Raw genomic sequence first — 25,987 nt, forward strand, 5'->3', positions numbered from 1 at the left:
GGCACCGCGTGCTACGAAGCGCGGCAGACTTTGTTCCACACCACTTTGTCGTCGCCCTGTTCGTAGAAATCCGGCAGCACGCACGCGACCGTGTAGCCGCAGCGTTCGTAAAAGACCCGCGTCGGCAGGTAATCCGGTCGGCCGGACGTTTCGATGTAGATCTGCCGGCCGCCGCAGTCGCGAATCCGCCGCTCGGTCTCGGCCATCAGAATTCGTCCCAGACCGCATCCCTGGTGCTTCGGATCAACGGCGATCCAGTACAGATCGAAGCTGCCGATCGTGCAGGCGATGGGGCCGAAGCAGGCGTAGCCGACGACTGTGCCGTCGATTTCCGCAAAGACGAAGCGGTAGCCCGACCGTTCTCCCTTCGCCAGATACTCGTCCACAAGTTCCACGGCGACGGCCGTTTCGTCGTCGCGAAAGAAATGTGTGCTGTCAACGATTCTGCGCACAGCGTGGCGGTCGGTGATCGTGACGGTATCGCGAAGCACCGGTGGCGGCGATGGCGGCTGCCGTTGTTCAGTGAGCATGGACACCTGCAACCAGTCCCTGAAAGAAGCCGCGAGCGTTCTTTCCCAGCGTTCGAGTTCGGTATCCGCCTTCCTGAACGACCAGTGTCGGAAGTTTCAGTTCACCCAGAAGACGTCCATTGGCTTCGAAGTCGCTGCGGGAAAGCGACCACGTCCCGGTCGGGTCGCCCTTCGCGGGATCCAGACCCAGTGCGATTACCAGAAACGCCGGGTCGAATCGTCGAACTGCGTCAATCGCCTGCCGCAGCGCTTTGATGTACTGCGCTCCGTCCTGCGCTTCTGGCAGTACGATGTTCAGATTGAATCCCTCGCCTGCTCCGGAGCCTCGCTCATCGGCAAACCCCGTGAAATATGGGTAGGCGAAATCCGGATCGCCGTGAATTGAGATCGTCAACACATCACTTCGTTCGTAAAAGATGTCCTGTTGGCCGTTGCCGTGGTGGTAGTCGATGTCAACAATCGCCACCCGTCCGTGCTGACTCAGGTAGTTTGCTCCGATCGCTGAGTTGCTGAAGTAACAGAATCCGCCGAACGATCGCCGTTCCGCGTGATGTCCCGGCGGCCGAACCAGTGCGTAGGCGATCCGGCGTCCGTCCAGCAATGCGTCGGCCGCAGACAGAACGCAGTCGACCGCTCGCCTGGCGGCCGGAAAAGCATTGCGATTGATCGGTGTGAAGGTGTCGATGCAATAGTAGCCAGCGCGAACAGTCAGTTCGCACGGAGGCCGCGTGGCATTGCGGATCGGAAACACGTACGGGTAAATCGACTTGCCTTCGGGAGCGTTATGGCAGGCTGCTCGCAGATATTCCACGAAATCCGCGTCGTGGACTTCAAGAATCTGCTGCATCGAGTGTTCCTTCACGGGAATTGTTTCGATAATCCCGCTGGCCTCGAGTTCGCTGCGGATGGCATTGATGCGAACCGGTGCCTCCACATACCCGCGTTCCCGGATGTGGTGAATGTCATGCCGGTCGTTGATTGTCACGGCGATCAGTTCCGGACCGTGAGCGATCGCCGGTCTGCGATCCGAGGCTGACTTGAAATACCGGGGCTCGCGCAGCCGCACGGGATCGTCGTGGAAGGAATTTACCACCTTCCGAACATACTCGGGAGGACAAAGATCGCTGTATTTCCGTTCCAGGATCGCTCTGACGACCAGCCTGGCGAACTTCCGTGACAGCGATGCTTCGCGGTCCAGGCAGTCCCAGACCAGGTGCGGCAGATTGTCCGAATCACCGCCGGGAACGGGCCGTTCATACGACGTTCCGATGATCGGCCGAGCGCCATATTGTTCGTAGAACTTCAGTCGAGCGGCGTTCAGTTTGCGGATTGCCGGGTCGGCGCAGCGATCCGGATCGTCGGGAAGGCACTCGAAGAACAGTCCGTGATTTCCCAGCGCTGCGGCTTCGTCCCGGACGTATTCGTACAGTGCCGCACCGATGCCCCGCCCCGGTACGTCTTTTCCCGAAGCCAGAAAGTCGAGATAGCAGAATCCGATTTCCGGTTCATGCAGCACGATCGCAAAGCCGACGACGTGGTTGCGGGAGTTTTCCGCGACCAGCAGGATCGTCCGAAACCGCTTGCGAAAAGGATTGCGCAGCCGCTCCGCCAGCGGATCAATGTCGCTTGTCGAAGCGTCCGGGAACTGTTCCACAAAGATCTGCCGCACTTCGCTCAGCGCCGACTTGTTGACCGGCAGAACGTCATCGTGAATTCGGCGGATGCGAAACATGAGAAGCAGTCTTTTCCTGCCCGGTCGCCGGGCAACAGCGTTACCGGGACCCTGAACCCCGCGTTGAAGCCGATCGTGCCGGGGATTCCGCGTCGCCGAATCGTGAGTCCGAACCGACTGCTGTTCGGCAGGTCGAACCTGCCGGAATGAACAGTCCCGCGGCGCGGTTGTCCGGCCAGTCGCCTGCTGTCGTCGCGGCACCCGGCAAAAGGGCCTGGTCGATGATCCGCTGAACGGCGGTATCGAAGCCAATCCCGTTCTGTTCCAGGGCTGCCGCAAAGCCGGCGTCGGGAGACAGGCAGGGGTTCACGTTCACTTCAAGAACCCACGGGCGACCCGATTCGTCCACTCGGAAGTCCACTCGAGCAAAGCCGTTCAATCCGAATAGCTCCCAGCAGCGGCAGGCATTGCGATCCAACGCGTCCAGCAGCGGCCGGTCGCTGTCGGGAAAATGAAACGTGCGAGGCGTCTGCTGATACTCAAACGAGTCCTGTTCCCACTTCGCCTGGTGCCCGACAATTCTGGGCTTCGCCGGCGGAAACGCGGAAAAGTCGATTTCAGCAGCTGGCAGCACCTGGCCTGCGAGCATTGACAGGTTGAACTCCCGGCCGTCGATGTATTGTTCTGCGAAATAGGAACGGCCGAATTGCCGCTCCCGCTGTCGGCACAGTGACCTCAGTGCATCCGCGTTTCGAACGTCCACGACGGCATCGTCGTCCATGCCAATGGATGCATGTTCCCAGACGGGCTTCAGAATCCAGCGTGACGGGAACTCGGCCGTATCGGCGGGATTCGATTTCTCGCCCGTCTTTGAAGAATCGTTCGCGCGGGAATCGAACCATGCGGGAGTCGGCAGGCCCGCCTGAACAAGCCGCTGCTTTGCGTCCGTTTTTCCGGAAACCGCCAGTATCGCCCCGGTGTGGGCGCCGGTGTACGGGATATCGAGCGAATCCAGCAGCAGCGTGGCGGCCGGCATCAGTCGATCCGTGCCCGCCAGCGATTCGACCAGATTGAAGACGACGTCCGGCCGGCGGTCGATGAGTTCCCGGCGCGTGTCTTCGAGATTCAGCGTGCAGCCGAGACTGGTGGCGTCGTGTCCCAGCGCGCGCAGTGCGTGCATTACGGCGTCTCGCTGCGTCAGGACATCCTGTTCGTCAACCGCCGAATCGGCGCTGACGGCATTGTGAAGCACGACAACTCGCACGCTGGACTTTCTGACAGATCGGCCGGACGGGAAATCTGAACGAAGGCAGTACCGGATGCCACGGCGGGTACTTGGCGCTGTTCGATGGTTCGAGTTCCCCGCGTTATCGCCGCGAACCGGTCAGCAGCCGGGCCGGTTTGCTGTCGCAGCGTTCCGATGCGGACAGCACGATCTTCTCAATGAGTTCGTCGTAGCTGATATCCAGCGCTGTCGCCAGCATGGGCAGATCGGAATGAAAAGGATGCAGTCCGGCCAGCGGATTCGCTTCCAGAAACTGGGGCTGACCGTCCGCGTCGCAGCGCAGATCGATTCGTCCGCCGTCCCGGCACCCGAGCACGTTCCAGGCCGCCAGCGCGATCTGTTCGGCCATCCGCACCTGTTCATCGTCGGCGGCACGGACCAGCCGGTATTCGACCAGTTCTTCGCAGCGTTCCTTATTGATGTACGAGTAGACGTCGGCTTCGGCGTTTTCCAGCAGCACGATTTCCAGCGTGCCCAGGCAGGCCGAATTGCGGCCGGTGCCCAGAATTCCGACGGTGAACTCGCGGCCCGGCAGGAACTCTTCCACCAGTACCGGCTGATGGAACTGTTCCAGCAACTGCTGTGCGACGATATTCAACTGGCGGCTGTCATTCACTCGGGACGCCGCCGTGACGCCCTTGCCGGTACCTTCCGCGATGGGCTTGGCGAACAGCGGATATCGCAGCGGCGGCAGTTGAGCAACGTCGTCGGCGTTGGCGATCACGGCGAATCCTGGAGTCGGCAGGCCCGCATTTCGCACGACGCTTTTGGTGACGGCCTTGTCCAGACACACACACATCACGCAGGGGTCCGCGAACGTGTACGGGATTTCGTAGGCGTCCAGGATCGCGGGCACCTGAGCTTCCCGCCCGGTGCCTTTCAAGCCCTCACAGATATTGAACACCAGATCCCAGCGGTCGCCGGCGGCCAGTCGCGGCACAAGCTGCCGGACGTGCCCGATGCGGTCCACGTCGTGCCCCAGCGCCAGTAGTGCGTCGGCGATCGAGTCGATCGTGTCCGCGCGATCAAACTCAGCCGTTTCTTCGTCGGAGTACCCGGCCGCCAGGTATTCGTCGCGCAGGTCGTAGGTCAGGCCGATGTGCATGTGTGCTCACCTGTTTCGCGGCGGATTTCCTGGTACAACTGCTGATGCCACCGCCGCGCGTCAGCAGAGTTCATTTCCAGAGCCTGCAGCAACCCCTGGCCGGGCCGAAGCAGTTCCACCGGACAGCCTTCGGACAGACCGTCCCGCAGGTCATCGGCGTCGTAGTCGAAGGGATACAGCCGGCAGATCAGCGGCCGAATTTCCAGCGGCAGCCGACAGCCGTTTTCGCCCAGAAAGGTGCAGTCGCCGGTGGCCTGACGCTTCAGCACACGACGACTTCCGTCGCCGCGAAATACGTGATCGCGCCAGACGGGGTCGTCATCCTGATCCAGGTACCGGGGATCATCGGGAGTTCGGAATTCCGTGAAACCACTTGTTCCGGTGTACTCAGCGATCCGTTCGACGTCGCCGGGAGTCGCGTAGATGTCGCAGGTCTGGCAACACGTCTTCATGTAGCGCGCACAGCGAACGCAGAGAAATTCTTCCGCCGCCATCGCTCAGACCTCCAGCGGGTCGCGATAACGGAATTCGCGGCCTTCGAAGTTGCGCAACAGCAGCCAGTCGCCGTCGCGTCCCCGAGTGTAATCCGGCTGCAGCGGAATCTTGCCGCCGCCGCCGGGAGCATCGATCACATAATTCGGCACGGCATAGCCGGTTGTATGGCCGCGCAGTCCTTCGATGATTTCCAGCCCCTTGCTGACCGGTGTCCGGAAGTGTTCTGACCCGCTGATCGGGTCGCACTGGTACAGGTAATACGGACGGACTCGCATCAGCAGCAGCCGGTGTACCAACTGCTTCATCGTGTCCACGCTGTCGTTGACGCCTCGCAGCAGCACCGTCTGCGAACCAAGCGGGATGCCGGCGTCGGCCAGCCGCTCACAGGCAACCCGCGATTCCGGCGTGCATTCTTCCGGATGCAGAAAATGCAGGCTCATCCACAGCGGGTGATACCGCCGAAGCGTTCGCACCAGAGCATCCGTGATGCGCTGCGGCAATACGGCCGGCATCTTCGTTCCGATGCGAACGAATTCGATGTGCGGAATGGATCGCAGCCGTGACAGAATCCAGTCCAGCTTGTCATCGCTGAGCGCCAGAGCATCGCCGCCGGAAATCAGCACGTCGCGAACCTGCGTGGCCTGTTCGAGATACTGAAAGATGACTTCCAGCCGACGTTCGTTGGGCACCATTTCGCCGTGACCGACGACGCGAGACCGAGTGCAGTAGCGGCAATACGTCGAACAGAAATCCAGCGGCAGCAGCAACACGCGATCCGGATAGCGATGCACCAGGCCGGGGACCGGACTGTGCCCGTCTTCGCCCAGCGGATCGTCGGCTTCACCCGGCGTGCGGATGAATTCATCGGTCGTGGGAATCACGGTTCGACGCAGCGCGTGCAGCGGATTGTCCGGGTCCAGCAGGCTCATGTAATACGGACTGACGCCGACAGGCAGCAGCGTGCCGCCGCGGATCAGCGCATTCCGTTCGTCATCGGACAGCGTCACCATCCGCTCGAACTGTTCCAGCCGGCGGATGCGGTGCTGCGACTGCCACCGCCAGTCGTTCCACTGGCGTTCGGTCACGTCGGGGAAGAAGCGTTTGCGAAACGCCCTGGTCCGGGGATTGACGGCGATGCGCCTTCGCGGCGGCGACTTGCGGACGGGTGCGACGACAGCGGGGTCGTGAACCGAAAGTATCGAAAGACTTTCGTGCCGCGGCTCGGCGAGTGCGGCGGCGGACAGGCGAGCGTCGCCTTTGAGCGTGACTTTGCGTCGGCCGGATTTGCGGGGAGAAACGGTCCGGCCACCAACCGTTTCGATTTCGAATCTTTGAGCGTCAAAGTGAATTGCGGCTGCGGTCAGTTGCGATCCCGGAGGCTCGTCTTCGCAGCTTGCAGAAACGTCGTCAGCATGACCGAGGTCAACACCATCATTGTGCATTCAAGGCTTCCAAAAGAGTTCCCAAAAGCCCGGCTGACGGTTTTCGCGAAGGCGATCCGTTGCCAACATCCGACAGGTGCGGGATTCGACCAGGAATTAAAGAATTGTCAATCCCAAGGTCTACCGAAATCTTTCCAGATTTCGACACTTCCCGGCACCCCGAAACCCGGCGCACAACCGATCAGCGGACCGGTGAATCATCATTGACAGGCACCATGAACCGGGATGTCGAGTGCCGATCGCCGACCAGTTCGGACTGGAATCATGGCATCTCCATTCAGAGACTCTCTCGCTTGAATCTGAACGCGGTTACGGGATCACTGCGGCACGACCGCAACACTGCGTCGACGCACCGTGGCCTGCGGTGTCCGGACGCGTTCACTCGATGAGCTCATCCAGGTCAGCCTGATCCTGCAGCCGCCCGACTGCTCGCTTGTTGCGTTTCAGACTCTCCAGGTCAAGAAAGTCGGTCTCAATCTCACCCGCACGACACGCCACTCGGCGTTCATAGCACTCAGAAAAATCAACGCCCTTCAAGCTGGTCAGCATGTCGATTCGATTCGGGGGGCGGCCGAGCTGGATGACAAAACCGGGGACCAGAAAATCATCTACGGCAAGCTGCAGTTCCCCGAACCCAAATTCATCCAGCGCGTTCAGCACGCGAGTCGCGTTATCGGCTGTCGCGTCCAGCCAGACATCCAAGTCCTTCGTGTACCTCGGATGACCGTGGAACGCGACCGCGTAGCCGCCGACAACCAGATACCGAACTTCATGCTTGTTTAATAATGCAACAAACTCTTTGAAGTCGGGTGCCAGGTCCATAATGGGCATCGTTGTACTCGCGGCGGATCGCTTCGAGCGCCGCGATGCGTTCTGCGGGTGGGCGAGTCAGCCAGTAGGCCCGGTCCTTTGGAGCCTCTTCGATTCGAATTCGGTTGACGACTTTTTCGATGGTCATGGCTCATAACCCAGATTCGGAGCCAGCCAGCGTTCGATTTCTCTGACGGACATCATCATGCGAGCGGCGTAGCTTTCTACCTGATCCTTTGTGATCCGGTCAACGCTGAAGTATCGCGATTCGGGCAGGCTGAAATAGAGGCCGCTGACCGACGCCGCCGGCCACATGGCAAAGCTTTCAGTCAGAGTCATGCCCGTCGCGTTTTCGGCGTCCAGAAGCATCCAAAGACGTCCCTTCGGCAGGTGATCGGGACACGCCGGGTAGCCAAACGCTGGACGAATGCCTCTGTACTTCTCTCCAATGAGTTCTTCATTGGACAGCCCTTCCTCGCAACCGAAACCCCATTCGCGGCGGACTCTGGCGTGCAGGTATTCGGCGAAGGCTTCGGCAAAGCGGTCGGCCAGGGCTTTCACCATGATCGCTCGGTAATCATCGCCGTCGGCTTCGATGGACTTCACCAGTTCGTCGCAGCCGTGGCCAGCCGTGACTGCGAAAGCGCCGATGAAGTCAGGATTGGTCGGATCGGACGGATCTGTCTGATCTGCCTTGTCGCTATTCCGGGGTGCCACGTAGTCCGCCAGGCTGCGAAAATCCTTCTGCCCCACGCGTTCCCATTGCTGACGCAGCATCGGGAACCGCATCCGTTCGGTCGTGCGAGTCTCATCGGTCCACAACACGATGTCGTCGCCGTCGCTGTTGGCGGGCCAGAATCCGTAGACGCCGCGGGCCGTCAGCAGGCCGCCGTTCAGCAGAGCAGCCAGTTCCGTCTGAGCGTCCGCGAACAGCTTGCGGGCTTCTTCGCCGATCACTTCGTCCTGCAAGATTTTCGGATACTTGCCGATCAACTGCCACGAGCTGAAAAACGGCGACCAGTCGATGAACGGCACCAGTTCTTCCAGCGGCAGATTTTCGATGACTCGCGTGCCGAGGAATTCCGGCTTCGGCGGCTTGTAGTTCGACCAATCCACGGTGAAGCGATTCGCCAGCGCGTCGGCGTAGGGAACCAGCTTCGCCTGCTGACGCTGGCCGAACGCGGCTCGAGCTTTTTCCTGGGCGGCCCGGGTCGTTTCGACGAAAGCCGGTTTCGCATCCGGATCAAGCAGCGCTTCGACGACACCGACCGAAAGAGACGCGTCGCCGACGTGAACGACCGGCTCATCGTACGCCGGAGCGATCTTCACGGCCGTGTGCTTCGCGCTCGTGGTGGCTCCGCCGATCAGCAGCGGCAGCGTCCAGCCCTGTTCCTGCATCGTGCGAGCCACCACAATCATTTCTTCCAGCGACGGAGTAATCAGGCCGCTGAGTCCGATGATGTCAGCGTTGCATTTCTTCGCTTCTTCCAGAATCCTTTCGCACGGCACCATGACACCGAGGTCAACGACCTTGAAGTTGTTGCACCGCAGCACGACGGCCACGATGTTCTTGCCGATGTCGTGAACGTCGCCTTTGACAGTGGCGATCAGGAACGTGCCGCGATTGCTTTGTTCGACGACTGCCGAATCGATGGACTTCTCGGCTTCATTGGCAAGACCGACGGCTTCGTCACGCGTTCCCTTGAACAGGCCGTTGTCGGTGAACTGAATCGAAAGATCGTCGCCTCGCAGTTTGGCCGCCTTTTCCGCTTCCATGAACGGTTCCAGCCACGCGACGGACTTCTTCATCACGCGAGCCGACTTCACGACCTGGGGAAGAAACATCTTGCCCGCGCCGAACAGTTCGCCGACGACATTCATGCCGTCCATCAGCGGTCCCTGAATCACGTTCAGCGGTCGACCGTACTTCTGACGCGCTTCTTCTGTATCTTCGTCGACGAAGTCCGTGAGACCCTTCAGCAGTGCATGCTTCAGGCGTTCTTCGACGGTGCCGCTGCGCCATTCCAGCGTTTTCTTTTCGCCGCCGGCTTTGGCTTTGACGGTTTCGGCGTAATCGATCAGCCGCTCCGTTGCGTCGGGGCGACGATTCAGCAGAACGTCTTCGATGTAGACCAGAAGCTCCTTATCGATCTCATCGTAGACTTCCAACTGTTCCGGATTGACGATGCCCATGTCCAGCCCGGCAGCGATGGCGTGATACAAAAACGCGGCGTTCATCGCTTCACGAACGACGTTATTGCCGCGAAACGAAAAGCTGACGTTGCTGACTCCACCGGACGTCTTCGCACCGGGACATTCCTGCTTGATGCGGCGAACGGCTTCGATGAATTCCACGGCGTAGTTGGCATGTTCTTCCATGCCAGTACCGACCGTCAGAATGTTGGCGTCGAAGATGATGTCCTGAGGCGGAAAGCCAGCCTGTTCGGTCAGCAGCTTGTAAGCTCGCTTGCAGATGCGAAGTTTGTTTTCGCACTCGACGGCCTGACCGGTTTCGTCAAACGCCATGACGACGGCGGCGGCTCCGTAGCGGCGGATCAGGCGGGCCTGTTGCAGAAATTTTTCTTTGCCTTCCTTCAGGCTGATGCTGTTAACGATGCCCTTGCCGTGGACGCACTTCAGGCCGGCTTCGATGACGTTCCAGTCGCTGCTGTCGATCATGATCGGCACACGGATGTTTTCGTCGTGCAGCAGCCACAGGTATTTTTCCATGCAGCGCGGGCCGTCCAGCAGACCTTCGTCCAGGTTGACGTCGATCACCTGAGCACCGCCGTCAACCTGATCGCGAGCAACTTCGATCGCTTCGTCGTATTTTTCTTCGCGAATCAGACGAGCAAAGCGGCGCGAACCGGTGACGTTGGTACGTTCGCCGACGTTCAGGAAGTTGGAATCCGGACGCAGTTCCAGAAAGTCGAATCCGGAATACGTCGACCAGCCGGTGCCCGTCGGAATTTTGCGCGGCTTCAGACCGGCGACGGCTTCGGCCGTGAGTCGGATGTACTCCGGATTGGTGCCACAGCAACCTCCGACAATATTGACCAGGCCAGCCTTCGCGATTCCGTGGAGTGCTTCCGTGAATTCCGCGGCGCTGCTGTCGAAACCACCCATGCCGTCGGGCATTCCGGCGTTCGGATAGCAGGACACGTAGCGTGTCGCCATGTCGGAAAGCGTGTGCAGGTACGGCTTCACCTGTTGCGGTCCCAGACCGCAGTTGAAGCCGACGCTGACAGACGGGAAGTGTTCGACCGCCGTGTAGAACGCTTCCACATGCTGGCCGAGCAGCGTGACTCCGCCCTGAAAGATCGTGCCGGAAATCATCACCGGCACTTCTTCGCCGCGTTCTTCGAACACTTTCGAAATCGCGAACAGACACGATTTCATGTTCAGCGTGTCGAAGCTGGTTTCCGGCAGCAGCAGGTCGACGCCGCCGTCCAGCAGGCCGCGGACCTGCTCGGCATACGATTCGACCATGTCGTCGAAGCTGATCGGCCGTGTTCCGGGAGCGTCCGCGTTCATCGAAAGCTGCACGTTCGTCGGCCCGATGCTGCCCGCGACGAATCGTGGCTTCTTCGAATTTCTCGCCGTGAATTCGTCGGCGATGGAACGAGCCAGTTCGGCACCGGTTTTGTTGATTTCGTGAGTCAGATGCGAAAGCTCGAATTCCTTCAGCCCGACAATCGTGGCGTTGAAGGTATCCGTTTCGATGATGTCGGCCCCGGCTTCCAGATACTGCCGGTGAATGCCGGCGATCAGGTCAGGCTGCGTCAGCACCAGTAGGTCGGTCGCGTTGCGGACGTCGATGTGATGGTCTTTGAAACGCTCGCCCCGGTATCCCGCTTCGTCCGGGTTGTTGGCCATGATGAGCGCGCCCATCGAGCCATCGATGACCAGTATGCGTTCGTCAAGCAGTTCGCGGATGTCAGGCATGGAGGAAGTTGAGGGCTGAGAGTTGCGGGTTGAGAGGTGGGCAGCGGCCGGGCATTCTAGACGTGGCGTAGAGGGGTCGAAACCCGCGATTCCCGGCCACAGCCGGATTCGGTGTTTCGGGAACATCCTCAAAGGAGATTGCGCTCGGGGTTTGGGCATTCGTCTCGTTTCAGTGCTTCCGCCCTGAAACGCACTTCCAGGAAGGCTCCGCCTTTCCGAGCGAGACCGCAGAGCGACGAGTTCACCACTGACCGTCTATGAATTCGGTGGTCAGGTCTGTTCCACAAGCCGATCCAGCGCGTGCGCGAATTCTTCGGTCGATTCGCAGTTGTGGTCGCCGCCCGGAATGGAAATGTATTCCTTCGGGCCGGGAGCGGCCTCGTACAGCTTTCGGCCGTGGGAATCAGGAATCAGTCTGTCGGCATCTCCGTGGCTGATGAGTACGCGTCCCTGATAGCGCGGGATTCGATCGATTGACGGAAACCGATTCTGCATATTCAGATCCGGAAGCAGCCACCACGCGCTCCGTCTGGCGACACTGGGAAGCGACTTGAACGTGCTTTGCAGAACCAGACCTCTGCAGCCGTCTTCCGCAGCCAGTTGGATGGCAACCGCGCCACCAAGCGATCGGCCCATCAGGATGATGTCCTGCTCCGAAACTCCCATTCGATCCGCAAGCCATCTTCTCGCCGCCCGAGCATCCGCGACGATACCCTCTTCGGATGGCGTACCCGTGCTGCGACCAAAGCCTCGATAGTCGAATACCAGGACTGACAACTGATGCTTTCGCTGCAGTTCCACGGCAACCGGCCCCCAGCTCCTGACGCTTCCTCCGTTGCCGTGGCAGTACAACAGGACTCCGCGCGGACGATCCGCTTCGACGAACCAGCCGTTCAGTCTGACGCCCGTATCACCGTCGATCCAAACTTCTTCGACGCGCGCCGGCAGCTTTTCTAAACCAGTGTCGGGCAGCGTTTCCGGTTGGTAGACGAGTGCCTGTTCCAGCTGGTGAAGTGGCGAGTACGATCCCAGCGACGCACAACCGGACGACAGCAGAAGCAGCAACACCGATGCGGTTCTGGGCATGAGTTCAGCCTCCCGTGAGGCAACAGGCGCGAGCCGATCAGGGCAAACGGCGAAAAAAAACCTGCCGCCGTTCCTTTGCAACCGTACCTATCGCATCGGAAGCGGATTTGTCCGACGATCTCGCAAGTCAGGCATCTCGGAACGATCCTGGAAACAGTGAAGACACGTCAAGCACAGCTTGCGCGGTCGGCAGCGCGGGACCGGCGATGAAATACGCCCGTGGTTCCCTTGTGGCGGTCTGTATTCTCCGGTTAGTCCTGATAAAAACCGGATGTCTACGGACGTATCAGCTAGAATCAGCCAGAGGCGTGTTTCCATGACGATTGCCAGAGAATTGACCCGTTCTGCAGATTCCGCCGGTCCGGGCGAGTTGTCAAATTCGACGGAAGGCGGCCAGCCGCCGGATTTCGCTCGGCTGCTGCCCGAGTTTCAGCGGCTGTGCGACACCATCGCGCGGTTGAGGGCTCCGGGCGGCTGTCCGTGGGATCGGCAGCAGACGATGGCCACCATCAAGCCGTACACGCTGGAAGAAACGTACGAACTTCTGGAAGCCATCGACGCCGACGACAACGACGCCATTCAGGAAGAACTTGGCGACGTGCTGCTGCAGGTGGTGCTGGATTCTCAGATTGCCGCTGATGAACGACGGTTCGATCTGGTCGACGTTGTGACACAGATCGCCGACAAGATGATTCGCCGTCATCCGCATGTCTTTGGTAACGAAAATGCCGAGACGACCGACGACGTCAAACAGCACTGGCGAACGGTCAAGGCCGCGGAAAAGCAGCATCGCAAATCCTGTCTGGACGGCATTCCGGCTGCGCTGCCGCAGTTGGCGCGGGCGGCGCGGATCGCGGCGCGCGCGGCTTCCGTGGGCTACGACTTTCCCGATCGACACATGCTGTTTGACAAGCTGAACGAAGAACTCAGCGAGTTCGCTCACGAACTTTTCGACGGCGGGCAGATCCCGCACGTTCCGGCCGGCATCGAGCCGCCGGTCGTGCCCGACGAACATATTCCCTGCGATCGAAAGCGGGAAAAGGTCGAAGGCGAATTGGGAGACGTGTTGTTTGTGCTGGCCAATATCGCTCGCCGCTGGGGCATCAATCCGGAAGAAGCGCTGCGGAAAAGCAATGCGAAGTTTTCCCGCCGGTTTCAGGCGATTGAAGCGGCAATGAAAGCAGCCGGCAAGTCCATGGAAGACGCCACGCTGGCGGAGATGGAAGACGCCTACCAGAAAGCGAAGGCTCTGGAGTCCCGATAGATTCGGAATCGGATGCCGCCGGCCCTCCGGTTAAGAAACACGAATCACCGGCGGTCGGATGCGGGAGCTGCTCCGGCGGCGCAGATGTGTTCCACCGTCGCGGCGAATCGTTTGACGGCCTGCATCTGAGCTTCCAGCCGTTCCATCGTGAATTGCGTACCGTGAACGATTTCCATCCGGCGAATCAGGTGGCGATAGTCGCTGGTTTCGGCGGCCGGGACGGTCAGGTCGAGTGCATTGCCGCGGACCATGCGCAGGCAGTCGATGAGTTCCCGGAGAAACACATAGGCGTCAACGGCGGCCTTGTGTTCGGCCGACGAAATCAGCTCAGCGGTTAGCGCGGCCTGCAGGGCTCGCAGCGTATTCGATGTGCGCAATTCCGGCCGAGCGCGACCGAACGTCAGTTGCAGCGCCTGCACCGCGTATTCCAGATCGACCAGCCCGCCTTCGCTGAGCTTTGCGTTGACGGTTCCTCCCCGCACAAGCTGCCGCGTCTGTCGTTCTCGCATTCCGCGCATCGCGTCGAAGTCGAAGGCCGGGAAACCGTAGATCGCGGCGGCACACCGATCGGCGACCGTTTGCGAGAAACGGTCTTCCGCCGGCAGGCACCGCAGTTTGACCAGAGCCTGCCGTTCAAAGGGCCACGCGTCTCCTTCCGGCGCGTAGTACTGACAGAATTCGTCCAGTTGCACGGCGGCGGAACCGGCCTGACCGTACGGTCGCATCCGGAGGTCGATCTGAAAAATGCCGGCGCGGCGAGCGACGATGATTTCCGTGACGCGCTTCATCAGCCGTTCGAAGAATGTTGCGGCCGACACGGAATTGTCGCCGGACGTCCGGCCGTGTTCGGAATAGATCAGAAGGACTTCGATATCCGAAGCGAAGCCCATTTCCACGCCACCGAATTTTCCCAGAGCCGCCAGACAGAAATCACAGTTGTTGCCCCCGGTTGTCCGCGGCGTTCCGTGCCTGGCGACAAGTTCGTCTCGCGCCAGCGTCACGGCCGCCGACACGACAACCTCGGCCAGCTCCGTGACCTCTTCGGAAAACGCACCGAACGGTCGGCAGTGGCCCAGCACATGACGCAGATCGATTCGAAACAGGTGCCGATCCTTGAACGTGTTCAACGTCTCCGCCGGCGACTGCGATGTCTTCAGCCGTTCGGCAAGTTCATCGGCGAGCATATCGCGGCTTAACGGTCTGCGGAGTTCATCGGTGTTGGCCAGCAGCGGAAACAGATCGGAATGGTGTCCCTGCAGAAAATCGTCCCACAGAAAACGGCTCATTCCCAGCACGCGACCGACGGCTCGCAGCACGCGCGGCTGGTACAGCGAGGCCACGTCATCGGAATTGTCCGAATCGGCCAGCAGCTTCTGCAGCAGATCACGAAACTTCAGCAATGCGAATGCCGGGTCGCTGTTGGACGGAAGCCAGTGCGTGAACTGCATGATCAGCGTGACGGCGGTTCGCAGTTCTTCCAGCCGCTTTGGTCCCTGAACAGGGCTGCCGTCAACCTCGGTGACATGCAGCACGTCGCGCACCTGGTCGCGGTTCGTTTCGATCTCCGCTCGACGAATTCTGAAGCGGCAGATTGCCAGGGCGTTCGACAGTTCGAACAGAAACCCGAAGATGTCATGTCCGGCGATTTCGATAATCGTGTGGCCGCCGGGCTGCCGTTCATGCATGGAAACCTTCACGTCGGCGGCCGGCGGCGCGGCCGTCGTTGCAGCGCCGGACGACAGCGCACGAACTCGCCCGCAGAACGCTTCCAGCAGTTCTTCGCGAATGCCGTCCATTTCGCCGGACTGCTGTCGAATCAGCAACTCCGACAGCCGGGACTCCAGCCGTTCGGCCAGGGGCTTTCGGCAGCCGGACCGTTCTTTTTCGGACAATCGCACCTGCAGGACTGCCAAGAACCGTTCGGGAGGAATTCGAAGACCGCTGCCGCTTTGCACCACACCGCTGCATACTTCTCCACGGCGAATGTCGACCGCTTCGGCAAACAGCACGCCACAGACCATTGACAGCAGTCCGGTGACGTCGTGACAGCACACGACCAGTCCTGTTGTTCCCTCGCCGGAATCCGCGTCGGCCGGTACCGCGGCGACGCGAATCCGCCTGCCCTGCTGCAGATCGGCAAACATCCGGTCGACCAGAGCCTGCCGCGCCGCGGGAATCTGCCCGCCGCCGTGTTCCTCCGGACTGAGTTCCGTGCCCGTCGCCGCTGGCGGTGATCCGGGTTGCTGCCGAATGAGAGGCCGCGAATTTTCCGGCCGGTCGACTGGCTGAAAGTGGTTCTCAAAAACCGATCGAACGGCCCTGCGGTGCTCACCGAAACGATTCAGCAGCGTTGTTCCGTCGGGATAGTCGAGTCGCCGCGCCAGCCATTCGCGCTGTTCGGTCTGCGCTGGAAGCTGGTGAGTCTGTTGGTTGTGCAGCAACTGCAGCGCGTGTTCCACGGCTCGGAGAAAGATGTAGCCTTCCCGTAGTTGTCGGTAGACGGCCGCATCGATCAGCCCGCCTTCCGTCAGCCGAACCAGTGCGTCGAGCGTATTCGGCGACAGCAGCTCCGGATGCCGATGACCGTGAATCAACTGCAGCGACTGGACGAAGAATTCGATGTCGCGAATCGAGCCGGCTCCGAGTTTCACTTCCGTATTGAGCCTGCCGGAACGCTGCAGATCGATTTCGATGCGTTCCTTCATGGTCTGAATACTATTGCGGACCTGTTCCGGTGACGCGGTGAAAAGCTGCGGCGCGATCGTTTTCAGCAGCCGGGTTCCGGGTTCCGGATTGCCGGCCACGACGCGGGCTTTCAGCAGAGCCTGACGTTCCCAAAGCTGAGCGTCCTCAAGCAGGTAACGATGAAACGCTTCCGGCGTACTGACCAGAGGACCGGCGACTCCCCAGGGTCTCAGCCGAAGATCGACGCGATACAGAAAACCGGTCGGAAGGTTGCCGGCCAGTCCGTCCACCATCGACCGTGCGATCTTCTGCGCAGTGCCGGAATCGCTGTCTCCGATCAGCACCAGGTCGATGTCCGAGCTGTAGTTCAGTTCCTCGCCGCCGTGTTTTCCCAGTGCCAGTACGCTGAACGGTGAGGCTGCGACGTTGTGCTGTTCGCAGGCCAGCCGCAGACACACCTGAACCATCGCGTCGGCCAGCAGCGAAATCTGCAGCGTGACGACCTTCAGATCCAGCAGTCCGAAGGCATCGCAGACTCCGATGCGCAGCAGTTCCGACTTCTGATACCGCCTCAGTTCTGACAGTCGGGCAATCAGCGTCGGCTGGTCGGCGATGGCGGCATCGGCTTCTTCCAGAAACTGTTCGCGAGGCTTCATGTCGGCGGTGCGCTGCCGCGACGCGAGCGATTCCAGTGCCGCCGGGTCGGCCAGCAGAATCTGCGTCAGGAACGGGCTTCCGCAGGCCAGCCGCGACAACAGATCCAGTGATCGCGGCGACCTTTCAAACAGCAGCAGCGGATTCTGCGGCGGCCGGGCGTTTCGAACGAACTGGTCCAGCGTGTTGAGCACGATTTCGGGATGAGGAGCCTCCGACAGAATTCGTTTCAGCGTCCTGAACCATGCCGGAACAGTCCGCTGCTGCGAATCGACCGGCTTGCGGCGTCCGGCATCAGACGCGACCCTCAGCCGCATCAGACACTTCACGGCGGCGTCCGGCCTGGCAAATCCCGCAGCAGCCATCAGCCGGCAGTTCGGCGCGAATTCTGACTCAATCAGATTGTGAAACGGCGGCAGCATGCAACGCGTGAACTCGAACGGGCGGTTCGTTTTTCTTCCCCGTATCGTAGGTTATGCTGCGGCTGTTCCCACCAGGTTTTCGCTTCCGAAATCCAACCTGAAAACGCCTGTCGCGAGCGCCACTGCAATGAAAAATCTGCTGACCTGCCTGATTGCCGCCGTCACCGTGTCTTGTTCATTTGCCGATGAAGACGGCAACTGGGTCCGCATCAAGCTGGACGAACGATTCCGCTCCGAAGGTGTCGCCGCCGCCGATTTCAACAGGGACGGAACTCCCGACGTGATTGCCGGCGACGTCTGGTACGAAGCTCCGGCCGCCGATTCCGCAGATCACGCAAACGCTCAGAAGTGGAAGCTTCACGAAGTGCGTCAGCCGGGTGATTTCGTCGCCGGACAGGGTTACAGCAACAGCTTTGTGAATTTTGCCTGGGACTTTGATCACGATGGCTGGCAGGACGCGGTCATCATCGGTTTTCCCGGCGATCCCTTTCACTGGTACCGAAATCCCGGTGACTCCGACGTTCACTGGCAGGAATCCGTGATCTGGACCAGTGTCTGCAACGAATCACCGGACTTCGAAGATTTGAACGGCGACGGTGTGCCGGAGTTCATCCTGGGTTCTCAGCCGGAAGCACAGATCGGTCTGGTGACTGTTCCGCCCGCCGACGGCGTAAACGGGAAATTTCCCTTTCACGCCGTCAGCCTGCCGAGCGCTGAAGCCGCCGACAACCCCAACCGCGGTCTGGATAACGGCACGTTTAAGTACTACCACGGTCTGGGAGCCGGAGACATGAACGGCGACGGTCACACCGACATCGTCATTCCTCACGGCTGGTGGCAGTCGCCCGGCGATCTGAAGGAGTCGGGCACCTGGAAGTTTCACACGATTCGCATTCTGGTGGACGGAGCCGAACAGCCGCTGCCCCATTCGGCCAACATCTACGTCGACGATCTGGATCAGGACGGAGACGCCGATCTGTTTCTCAGTTCCGCGCATACCTACGGAGTCTGGTGGGCAGAAAACAACGGCGACGGACCGTGGACGCTGCATACCGTCGACAAGTCGTACTCGCAGACTCACGCGATGGAAACGGTCGACATCAACGGCGACGGGCAGCTTGATTACGTCACCGGCAAACGATTCTTCGCTCACAACGGTGCCGACCCCGGCGGACATGATCCGGTTGTGATGTACTGGTACGAAGTCAAGCGGACAAAAGGCCAGGCACCGTCCATCGCCGCTCACGAAATCGTCGCCGGGCGAGGAACCGGCGTCGGCACTCAGTTCGAAATTCACGACATGAACAATGACGGAAAGCCGGACATCGTGCTGTCCAACAAGAAAGGTGTAAACGTACTGCTGCAGAAATAGCGGAGCGACGTCGAGATCTGAAATCTCAAATCTCAGATCTCAGATCTCAGATCTCAAATCTCAGATCTCAAATCTCAAAACTGCATACTGACGACTGACGACTGACGACTGACCGCTGACCACTGCACACTCAGCTTCCCGTTTCTCGCTCATCCGACCCGTCGCACAAATCGCCCATCGTTCACGTGAACCTCGCCGGACTTAACGCCCCTCAGCGCGACGCTGTGACTACGCTTTCCGGGCCGCTGCTTGTGCTTGCGGGAGCGGGGACCGGGAAGACTCGCGTGATCACCTACCGCATGGCGAACCTGATCGCCAGCGGAATTCGGCCCGACCGCATTCTGTCGGTCACCTTCACGAACAAGGCCGCTCGCGAAATGCGCGCACGCGCGTTCGCGCTGATCGGCCGGCGACTGCAGCAGAAACCGACCGTGTCCACGTTTCACGCGTATTGCGTGCGGGTTCTGCGCGAAAACATCGATTCTCTGGGCTATCCGAAGGGCTTTGCGATCTACGACCGCGGCGATCAGGAATCGGCGGCCCGTACGGCTCTGCGGGAAATCCGGCTGGGCGACAAGGCCATGAAACCCGGTGATCTGCTGAACCGTGTCAGCCGCTGGAAGATGGCCGGTGTCACCGAAGACCAGGCCGGCGACTATGCGGAATCGGACTTCGACTTTCTGGCCGCCATGGGATATCGCAGATACCAGAAGCAACTGCGGTCAACGGGAGCCGTCGACTTCGACGACCTGCTGCTGCTGACTTCGCGGCTGTTTCGTGAACATCCGGATGTCCTGCAGAAGCACCAGTCGCGGTTCGATCATGTTCAGATTGACGAATACCAGGACACCAACGCCGTCCAGTTTGAACTTGTCGAAAGGCTTGTCGCCGCTCACGGCAATATCTGCGTTGTCGGCGACGATGACCAGTCCATCTACGGCTGGCGCGGCGCGGAGGTCGAACACATCCTGAACTTCGGCGGGCACTTCCCAGGCACGAAAACGGTTCGTCTGGAGAACAACTATCGCTGCACCGACCGCATCGTGGAAGTTGCCAATCGACTGGTGAAGCACAATCGCCACCGGCATGACAAGAAGCTGATTGCTCACAAGCACCAGGGTTCGCCGATTCGGATTCTTGCCTACAAGGATGAAACGGAAGAAGCGGAAAACGTCGTTCGGGAAATCGCCTACCTGATCAGCGAACTGGGAGTCCGGCCGAAGGATGTGGCGATTTTGTTTCGCACCAATGAGCAGCCGCGACTTTTCGAAACGGAACTGCGGCGGCTGAATGTTCCGTATCGGCTTGTCGGCGGTCAGTCATTCTTCGACCGAAAGGAAATCCGCGACGCTCTGGCCTACATGAAAGCGCTGGCGATGCCAAAGGATGAAGTGTCGCTGCTGCGCATCATCAACACGCCGGCTCGGGGCATCGGCGAAACCACCACCGAAAAGCTGATCGCTCTGGCCGTTTCGCGGGGCGAAAGCCTGTGGGACGTGCTGCCGGATGCCGTCGCGTCCGGAGCGATTCCTCAAAAGGCATCCGTCGCGCTGCGGGACTTTCGAATTCTGCTGGGACGCTACCAGGCAGCGATGCGCGATCAGCCGGCGAACATGGCGCAGATCGCTCGCCGGCTGCTGCAGGAAGTCAACTATGACGCCGAAATCGAACGACACTACAAGGACGAATCTCAGCAGGAAATTCGCAAGTCCGTGCTGCAGGACTTCGTCAATTCCATGGGGCAATATGTGGAACGCGAAGACAACCCGACTCTGGCCGGTTTCCTGGAAACCACTGCGCTGATGGACCGCGACGACGAAACGGATTCGGGAGAAAACCCCGACGTTGTGACTCTGATGACGCTGCATTCGGCCAAGGGACTGGAATTCCCGAGAGTCTACCTGGTCGGCATGGAAGAAGGGCTGCTGCCTCACAAACGCAGCGTCGAAAGCAATCTGGAAAAGGATATCGCGGAAGAACGCCGGCTGGCCTACGTTGGAGTCACGCGTGCGATGGACTACCTGACACTGACGCGCGCGAAGTCCCGCATGAAATGGGGCAAACGCCGCGATTCGAATTGTTCGCGATTCCTGTTCGAAATGCAGAAGGACCCCGGGACCGTCCTGCAGGAAGAACACGTGGGCGATGACGAAGAATCGCAGACACCGCCTTCGCCGCGTGAACCAATGACTATTCGAATTCCTCATGACAACGATGATCCGCCTTTTTGAGTCCGCCGGAAGGATGGCGATCATCTCGGTTCCGGTCGTTGTCAGTCCGTGCGATGCGGACGACCGACCGGGTTTCTGTCCCGGTTTTCCGACGCCATGAAGGAGGATTCTCGCGATGCCAAATCTGCCCAAAGCCGAACATCGGGAACTGACAACGGACTTCGGCACGGCTGTCGGAGCGTCCTATGCCTGGAACGGCGGACAATACTGCGCGATTCACACTTCACGCGGAGTCGTCGGCTGCGGCATCTACGATATTGAATGTGCCAACAAATTCGGAATGGCGTTCGCGATTGCGCGGGGGACTCCCGATCATCCGCTGCGCGAGCCGGAGGACCTTTACGAAGCACGTATCGTGGCCGTCAGCGGCGCCGCTGAACAATTGGGAATCGCGCCGGGAATGACGGGACTGGAAGCTCTGCGACGAATGCTGCAGGCGGATTCCGACCAATAGCGCATTCGCGCCTCCGGACTGCGCCAATCGCAACTCGGCGCGGTGATGGACGTGCTGCACGGACCCCGATAACCTGAACGGCAGACGACCGTCCGTGGAAGATTCCGGCGCCGTGACTTCTTCGATCGCGGCGGCGGCCGATTTGATTCAGCAGGAAAGGCGTTTCACCATGAAGAACGTGATAGTGGTCGCGGCGTTGCTGGCGGCTTCCGCGACGAGTCTCGCGGACGAATCGCCGGATGGCTTTCGTCCGCTGTTCAACGGAACGAATCTCGACGGCTGGGTTCTGGTTAATACACCGCCGCAGACCTGGTCGGTCGAAGACGGAATGCTGAAATGCACGGGGCGACCGATCGGAGAGATTCGCACGGAAAAGATGTATCAGAACTTCGTGCTGGAACTGGAATGGCGGCACATGGTTCCTCGCGGCAATGCGGGCGTGTTTATCTGGGCCGACGACATTACGGCTCGCGGCGTTCCGTTTCACCGCGGCATTGAAGTTCAGGTTCTGGAAAACGCCTACGGGCAGAGTCAGCACCATACGACTCACGGTGACATCTTCCCGATTCACGGAGCCACGATGACGCCCGACAACGGACGCGGCGGTTCGCGTGCATTCCCCACGGAAGAACGTTCCAAACCCAGCCCCGAATGGAACCACTACCGCATTACAGGAATCGACGGCACTCTGAAGCTGGAAGTCAACGGCCGGCAGGTCACCAGCGGGCGAGACTGCAGTCCTCGCAAAGGGTACATCTGTCTGGAATCGGAAGGCGGTGTTGTTGACTATCGCAACATCCGCATTCGGGAACTGCCTGGCGGCGACGTGCCGGCCGAACACGTGGCCATCGCCAATCGCGGCTATCGGTCGATCTATACGGGCCTGGATCTTTCCGGCTGGAAGACGGACGACGCGGATCACTGGAAATCCAGCGACTGGGTGTTGTCCTTCGACGGCACGGAAGGCGGCCCCGGCTCAACATTGAGCACGACGGCCGAATATCGGGACTTCGGATTCGTCGTCGATGTCAGGCTGAAGAAGCCGGACAGCGAAGCCGTGCTGTGGTTGCGCGACAACGATGACGGCGCTGTTCAGATCAGTCTCACCGACCAGAAGTCAGTCCGGGAACATTTGCAGGAAGCGGGTCAGTGGAACCGCCTTGAAGGGAGCATTGCGGGCGACCATCTGACGCTGACTGTCAACGGACACGACGTCGACTGCGGTGAAATCAGCGTTCCCCCGACCGCTTCGGGGTCTTTGTCTCTGAGCGCTTTCGGGCCGACGGAATTTGCCAACATCTACGTTCGAGAGTTGCCGGGAAAGCCATAGTCCATGTCATCGTCGAAGATCTCCATCGCCCTGCTGCTGTTGCTGCCGACAGGGTTCGCGTCCGCCGGAGACCGACCGAATGTGGTGATCGTGATCACCGACGATCAGGGGTACGGCGATCTGTCGTGTCACGGCAATCCGGTGTTGAAGACTCCGCACATTGACCGGCTGCATTCCGAATCGGTTCGTCTGGCGGACTATCACGTGGCTCCCACATGTTCGCCGACACGTTCGGCTTTTGTGACCGGGCACTGGACGAATCGCACGGGTGTCTGGCACACGATCATGGGCCGATCGATGCTTCGGGAAAACGAAGTCACGATGGGTCAGATCTTTGCAGACGCCGGCTACGCTACCGGAATGTTCGGCAAGTGGCATCTGGGCGACAATTATCCCTATCGGCCGGAGGATCGCGGCTTTGGTGAGGTCATGCGGCACGGTGGCGGCGGAGTCGGCCAGACACCCGATTTCTGGGACAACGCCTACTTCGACGGCAGCTACTGGCACAACGGAACGCCGCAACCCGTGACCGGTTTCTGCACCGATGTGTTCTTCGATTACGCGATGAAGTTCATGCGGGACTCAAAGGAACGGAACACGCCGTTTCTGGCGTATATCGCCACGAACGCTCCCCACGGTCCCATGCATTCGCCGGAAGACGCGAGCGAACGATACGCTCAGATTAAGGACGTCAGCCTGCGGAATTTCTTCGGCATGATTGCCAACATCGATGACAACGTCGGAAGGCTGCGTACGTTTCTGAACGAAGAGGGGCTGACGGAAAACACGATTTTCGTTTTCACAACCGACAACGGCAGTTCCTCCGGCTGGAAGCTGTTTAACGCGGGAATGAAAGACGGCAAGGGAAGCGAGTACGATGGCGGCCACCGCGTGCCGTTTTTCATTTTCTGGCCGGATGGGGAGCTGTCCGGTGGTCGCAACGTGCAGCCGATCACCGCTCATGTCGATGTATTGCCGACGCTGATGGAACTGTGCGACGTGGCGGTTCCGGACCGTATCCGGTTCGACGGACGCAGTATCGTTCCATTGCTGCGGGATGCTGCGGTCGACTGGCCCGACCGAATTCTGGTGACCGATTCTCAGCGAGTGAAGGATCCCGTCAAATGGCGAAAAAGTTCCGTCATGACATCGGACTGGCGGCTGGTCAACGGCCGGGAGCTGTATGAAATTAAGCTCGATCCCGGTCAGCAAAACGACGTCGCGTCCGGGCATCCGAATGTCGTCGAACGTCTGCGATCGTTCTATGACGCATGGTGGGACGAATTGCAGCCGACCTTCGCGGATGAAACGGCCATCCATCTGGGCCACCCGGCGGATAACCCCGCGCGGCTGACATCGCACGACTGGATCACGACCAGTTCCACGCCGTGGAATCAGGCTCACATCCGCCAGGGATTGAATGGCGAAGATAACACCGGATTCTGGAACGTGCAGATTGTCGAAGACGGCGACTACGAAATCCGCCTTCGCCGCTGGCCGGAGACGACCGGCGTGCCGATCGATGCACCGCTCGATCCGGGAGCCGACGTGCCGGGAGTCCGGCCCTACCGGGCAACGGCTGGCAAGGCGATTCCGGTTGTGAAGGCCACGCTGCGGATCGGCGACGTCTCAAAATCGGCGGTCGTTGAACCGGGAGCGGTGGAAGCGGTTTTCAATTTGCGCCTGCGAGCCGGAAAGACTCGACTGACGGCGACGTTTCTGACAGCTGATGAGCAGGTCTACGGAGCCTACTACGTGTACGTCGCCCGGAAATAGCGTCGTCGAACGTTACGCAATGACCGGTCGCATCCGGATTAGCTGCTTTCGCCGATGTGGTAGCGTTCCAACAGGCGGTACAGCTTTCGGCGATGGATCCCCAGCACTCGCGCGGCGCTGGCTTTGTTGCCGTTTTCGCGCTTCAGGATCTTGATGATGTGCGCCCGTTCCAGGTCTTCCAGTTTTGTGGAATGGCAGGCAGCGGCGATGTCGACCGGCTCCGAGGAACTGCTTTGCACGGCGGAATCGGGGCACGAGAAGATGATTTCCGACGGCAGATCATCGATTGTGATTTCGTTGCCTTCCGCCAGGATCTGTGCCCGTTCCAGAGCGTTCTTCAGTTGCCGCACGTTTCCGGGCCAGTGATAGGACACCAGTGCGTTCTTGGCTTCGTCGGTGATGGTCCAGTTGTCACCCAGGATTTGCCGGATCAGCAGCCAGACGTCACCTTCGCGGTTTCTCAGCGCAGGAAGTTCCAGCGACATGACGTTGATGCGATAGAACAGGTCTTCGCGAAAGCGGCCGGCGGCAACTTCGTCCGCCAGATTCCGGTTTGTCGCCGCGATCAGCCGGACGTTGACTTTTCGTTCCCGGTGTGATCCCACACGGCGAATGGAGCCGTCTTCCAGCGCCCGCAGCATCTTCGGCTGCAGGGCTCCCGGAAGTTCACCGATTTCGTCGATGAACAGTGTGCCGCCGTCCGCGACTTCAAACAGTCCGGCCCGGTCTTCGTTGGCTCCCGTGAATGCTCCCTTTCGGTGCCCAAACAGTTCACTCTCCACCAACTGTTCCGGCAAGGCCGCACAGTTGATCGTCACGAAGGGTCCGCTGGCCCGCTGACTTTGCTGCTGCAGAGCTCGCGCGACCAGTTCCTTACCGGTCCCGCTTTCACCCTGAATCAGGACCGGTTTGTCTGTGGGAGCAACACGTTCAATCAGCCGGAACACATCTCGCATGCGCGCCGATTCGCCGATGATCTTCACGCGCGGCTGAGACCTTTGGATGATCGCTTTCAGCTGCCGATTCTCTTTGTTGATGCGGCCCCGGTCCCAGGCCATGAAGCATCGCTGTTCAAGTTCGTCCAGGGGAAACGGCTTGGTCAGGTAGTCGCAGGCTCCCATTTTCATCGCACTGACTGCGGTGTCGATGGTTCCCTGCCCGGTCAGAATCATGACTTCTGTATCCGGCTGAGCCGTCTTCAGCCGATCGAGCACTTCAAGCCCCGTCATGCCGGGCATGTTCATGTCGACGATCGCGACGTCGAAGTGCTGGCGGTCGGCAATTTCCAGCGCCTGATGCCCGTTGGCCGCGGCGACGGCGTTGTGTCCCTTGCGCGTCATCCATCGTTCACAGGTATCGCGAAAGTCGTTGTCGTCTTCCACAATGAGCACGTCGATCGATTTTGAACCCGTGGTCATCGCACGTTCCG

Annotated in this window: 17 protein-coding genes; 6 read left to right on the plus strand and 11 right to left on the minus strand. The window is 60.0% G+C overall.

Annotation, left to right across the window (positions count from 1 at the left end; translation table 11 throughout):
* Positions 1 to 11: 11 nt before the first annotated feature.
* The 9 genes from R3C19_17745 to R3C19_17785 all read right to left on the minus strand — a co-directional run bounded on the left by R3C19_17745 (position 12) and on the right by R3C19_17785 (position 12,370).
* Entirely contained in the window at positions 12 to 530 is a 519-nt protein-coding gene (locus tag R3C19_17745; GenBank protein ID MEZ6062186.1) for a GNAT family N-acetyltransferase, read from the minus strand.
* Positions 520 to 2,262, minus strand: a complete 1,743-nt coding sequence (locus R3C19_17750) for a histone deacetylase family protein (GenBank protein MEZ6062187.1) — start codon at positions 2,260 to 2,262, stop codon at positions 520 to 522. Before R3C19_17750 ends, R3C19_17745 begins: the two co-directional genes overlap by 11 nt.
* A gap of 40 nt (positions 2,263 to 2,302) precedes the next feature.
* Positions 2,303 to 3,466 carry a hypothetical protein gene (locus R3C19_17755; protein MEZ6062188.1) on the minus strand — a complete coding sequence of 388 codons (1,164 nt, stop codon included), beginning with the start codon at positions 3,464 to 3,466 and terminating at the stop codon, positions 2,303 to 2,305.
* Between the two features lie 103 nt (positions 3,467 to 3,569).
* A complete protein-coding gene (locus R3C19_17760; GenBank protein MEZ6062189.1) occupies positions 3,570 to 4,592 on the minus strand; it encodes a D-alanine--D-alanine ligase in 1,023 nt (340 codons plus the stop codon).
* Entirely contained in the window at positions 4,577 to 5,086 is a 510-nt protein-coding gene (locus R3C19_17765) for a YkgJ family cysteine cluster protein (GenBank protein ID MEZ6062190.1), read from the minus strand. The genes R3C19_17760 and R3C19_17765 overlap by 16 nt, the downstream gene beginning before the upstream one ends.
* Before the next feature lie 3 nt (positions 5,087 to 5,089).
* Positions 5,090 to 6,529 (minus strand): KamA family radical SAM protein, encoded by a 1,440-nt coding sequence (locus R3C19_17770; GenBank protein MEZ6062191.1) that lies wholly within the window; start codon positions 6,527 to 6,529, stop codon positions 5,090 to 5,092.
* A 378-nt stretch (positions 6,530 to 6,907) separates the two neighbouring features.
* Complete coding sequence (locus R3C19_17775; protein ID MEZ6062192.1) at positions 6,908 to 7,360, minus strand: hypothetical protein; 453 nt, start codon at positions 7,358 to 7,360, stop codon at positions 6,908 to 6,910.
* A gap of 123 nt (positions 7,361 to 7,483) precedes the next feature.
* Positions 7,484 to 11,284, minus strand: coding sequence for a methionine synthase (gene metH, locus R3C19_17780; GenBank protein MEZ6062193.1), 3,801 nt, complete (start codon positions 11,282 to 11,284; stop codon positions 7,484 to 7,486).
* Positions 11,285 to 11,554: 270 nt separating this feature from the next.
* Positions 11,555 to 12,370: an alpha/beta hydrolase gene (locus R3C19_17785; GenBank protein ID MEZ6062194.1), complete on the minus strand. Its 816-nt coding sequence runs from the start codon at positions 12,368 to 12,370 to the stop codon at positions 11,555 to 11,557.
* Positions 12,371 to 12,686: 316 nt separating this feature from the next.
* Here R3C19_17785 and mazG point away from each other — a divergent pair, with 316 nt between their 5' ends.
* Complete coding sequence (gene mazG / locus R3C19_17790; GenBank protein ID MEZ6062195.1) at positions 12,687 to 13,634, plus strand: nucleoside triphosphate pyrophosphohydrolase; 948 nt, start codon at positions 12,687 to 12,689, stop codon at positions 13,632 to 13,634.
* A 44-nt stretch (positions 13,635 to 13,678) separates the two neighbouring features.
* Here mazG and R3C19_17795 read toward each other — a convergent pair whose 3' ends face one another.
* Positions 13,679 to 17,395: a glutamine synthetase adenylyltransferase gene (locus R3C19_17795; protein ID MEZ6062196.1), complete on the minus strand. Its 3,717-nt coding sequence runs from the start codon at positions 17,393 to 17,395 to the stop codon at positions 13,679 to 13,681.
* A gap of 127 nt (positions 17,396 to 17,522) precedes the next feature.
* Here R3C19_17795 and R3C19_17800 point away from each other — a divergent pair, with 127 nt between their 5' ends.
* The 5 genes from R3C19_17800 to R3C19_17820 all read left to right on the plus strand — a co-directional run bounded on the left by R3C19_17800 (position 17,523) and on the right by R3C19_17820 (position 24,558).
* Positions 17,523 to 18,767 carry a VCBS repeat-containing protein gene (locus R3C19_17800; GenBank protein ID MEZ6062197.1) on the plus strand — a complete coding sequence of 415 codons (1,245 nt, stop codon included), beginning with the start codon at positions 17,523 to 17,525 and terminating at the stop codon, positions 18,765 to 18,767.
* 185 nt (positions 18,768 to 18,952) lie between these two features.
* Positions 18,953 to 20,998, plus strand: coding sequence for a UvrD-helicase domain-containing protein (locus tag R3C19_17805; protein MEZ6062198.1), 2,046 nt, complete (start codon positions 18,953 to 18,955; stop codon positions 20,996 to 20,998).
* A 115-nt stretch (positions 20,999 to 21,113) separates the two neighbouring features.
* Complete coding sequence (locus R3C19_17810; protein ID MEZ6062199.1) at positions 21,114 to 21,452, plus strand: DUF1805 domain-containing protein; 339 nt, start codon at positions 21,114 to 21,116, stop codon at positions 21,450 to 21,452.
* Between the two features lie 169 nt (positions 21,453 to 21,621).
* A complete protein-coding gene (locus R3C19_17815; GenBank protein MEZ6062200.1) occupies positions 21,622 to 22,782 on the plus strand; it encodes a family 16 glycoside hydrolase in 1,161 nt (386 codons plus the stop codon).
* 3 nt (positions 22,783 to 22,785) lie between these two features.
* The gene (locus R3C19_17820) at positions 22,786 to 24,558 is read left to right on the plus strand and encodes an arylsulfatase (GenBank protein MEZ6062201.1); all 1,773 of its coding nucleotides are present in this window, start codon (positions 22,786 to 22,788) and stop codon (positions 24,556 to 24,558) included.
* Between the two features lie 38 nt (positions 24,559 to 24,596).
* On the opposite strand, the gene R3C19_17825 is transcribed toward R3C19_17820, so the two are convergent.
* Entirely contained in the window at positions 24,597 to 25,976 is a 1,380-nt protein-coding gene (locus tag R3C19_17825; protein ID MEZ6062202.1) for a sigma-54 dependent transcriptional regulator, read from the minus strand.
* Between the last annotated feature and the right edge of the window lie 11 nt (positions 25,977 to 25,987).

The sequence above is a fragment of the Planctomycetaceae bacterium genome (assembly GCA_041398785.1).
In the GTDB taxonomy this organism is placed as follows: domain Bacteria; phylum Planctomycetota; class Planctomycetia; order Planctomycetales; family Planctomycetaceae; genus JAWKUA01.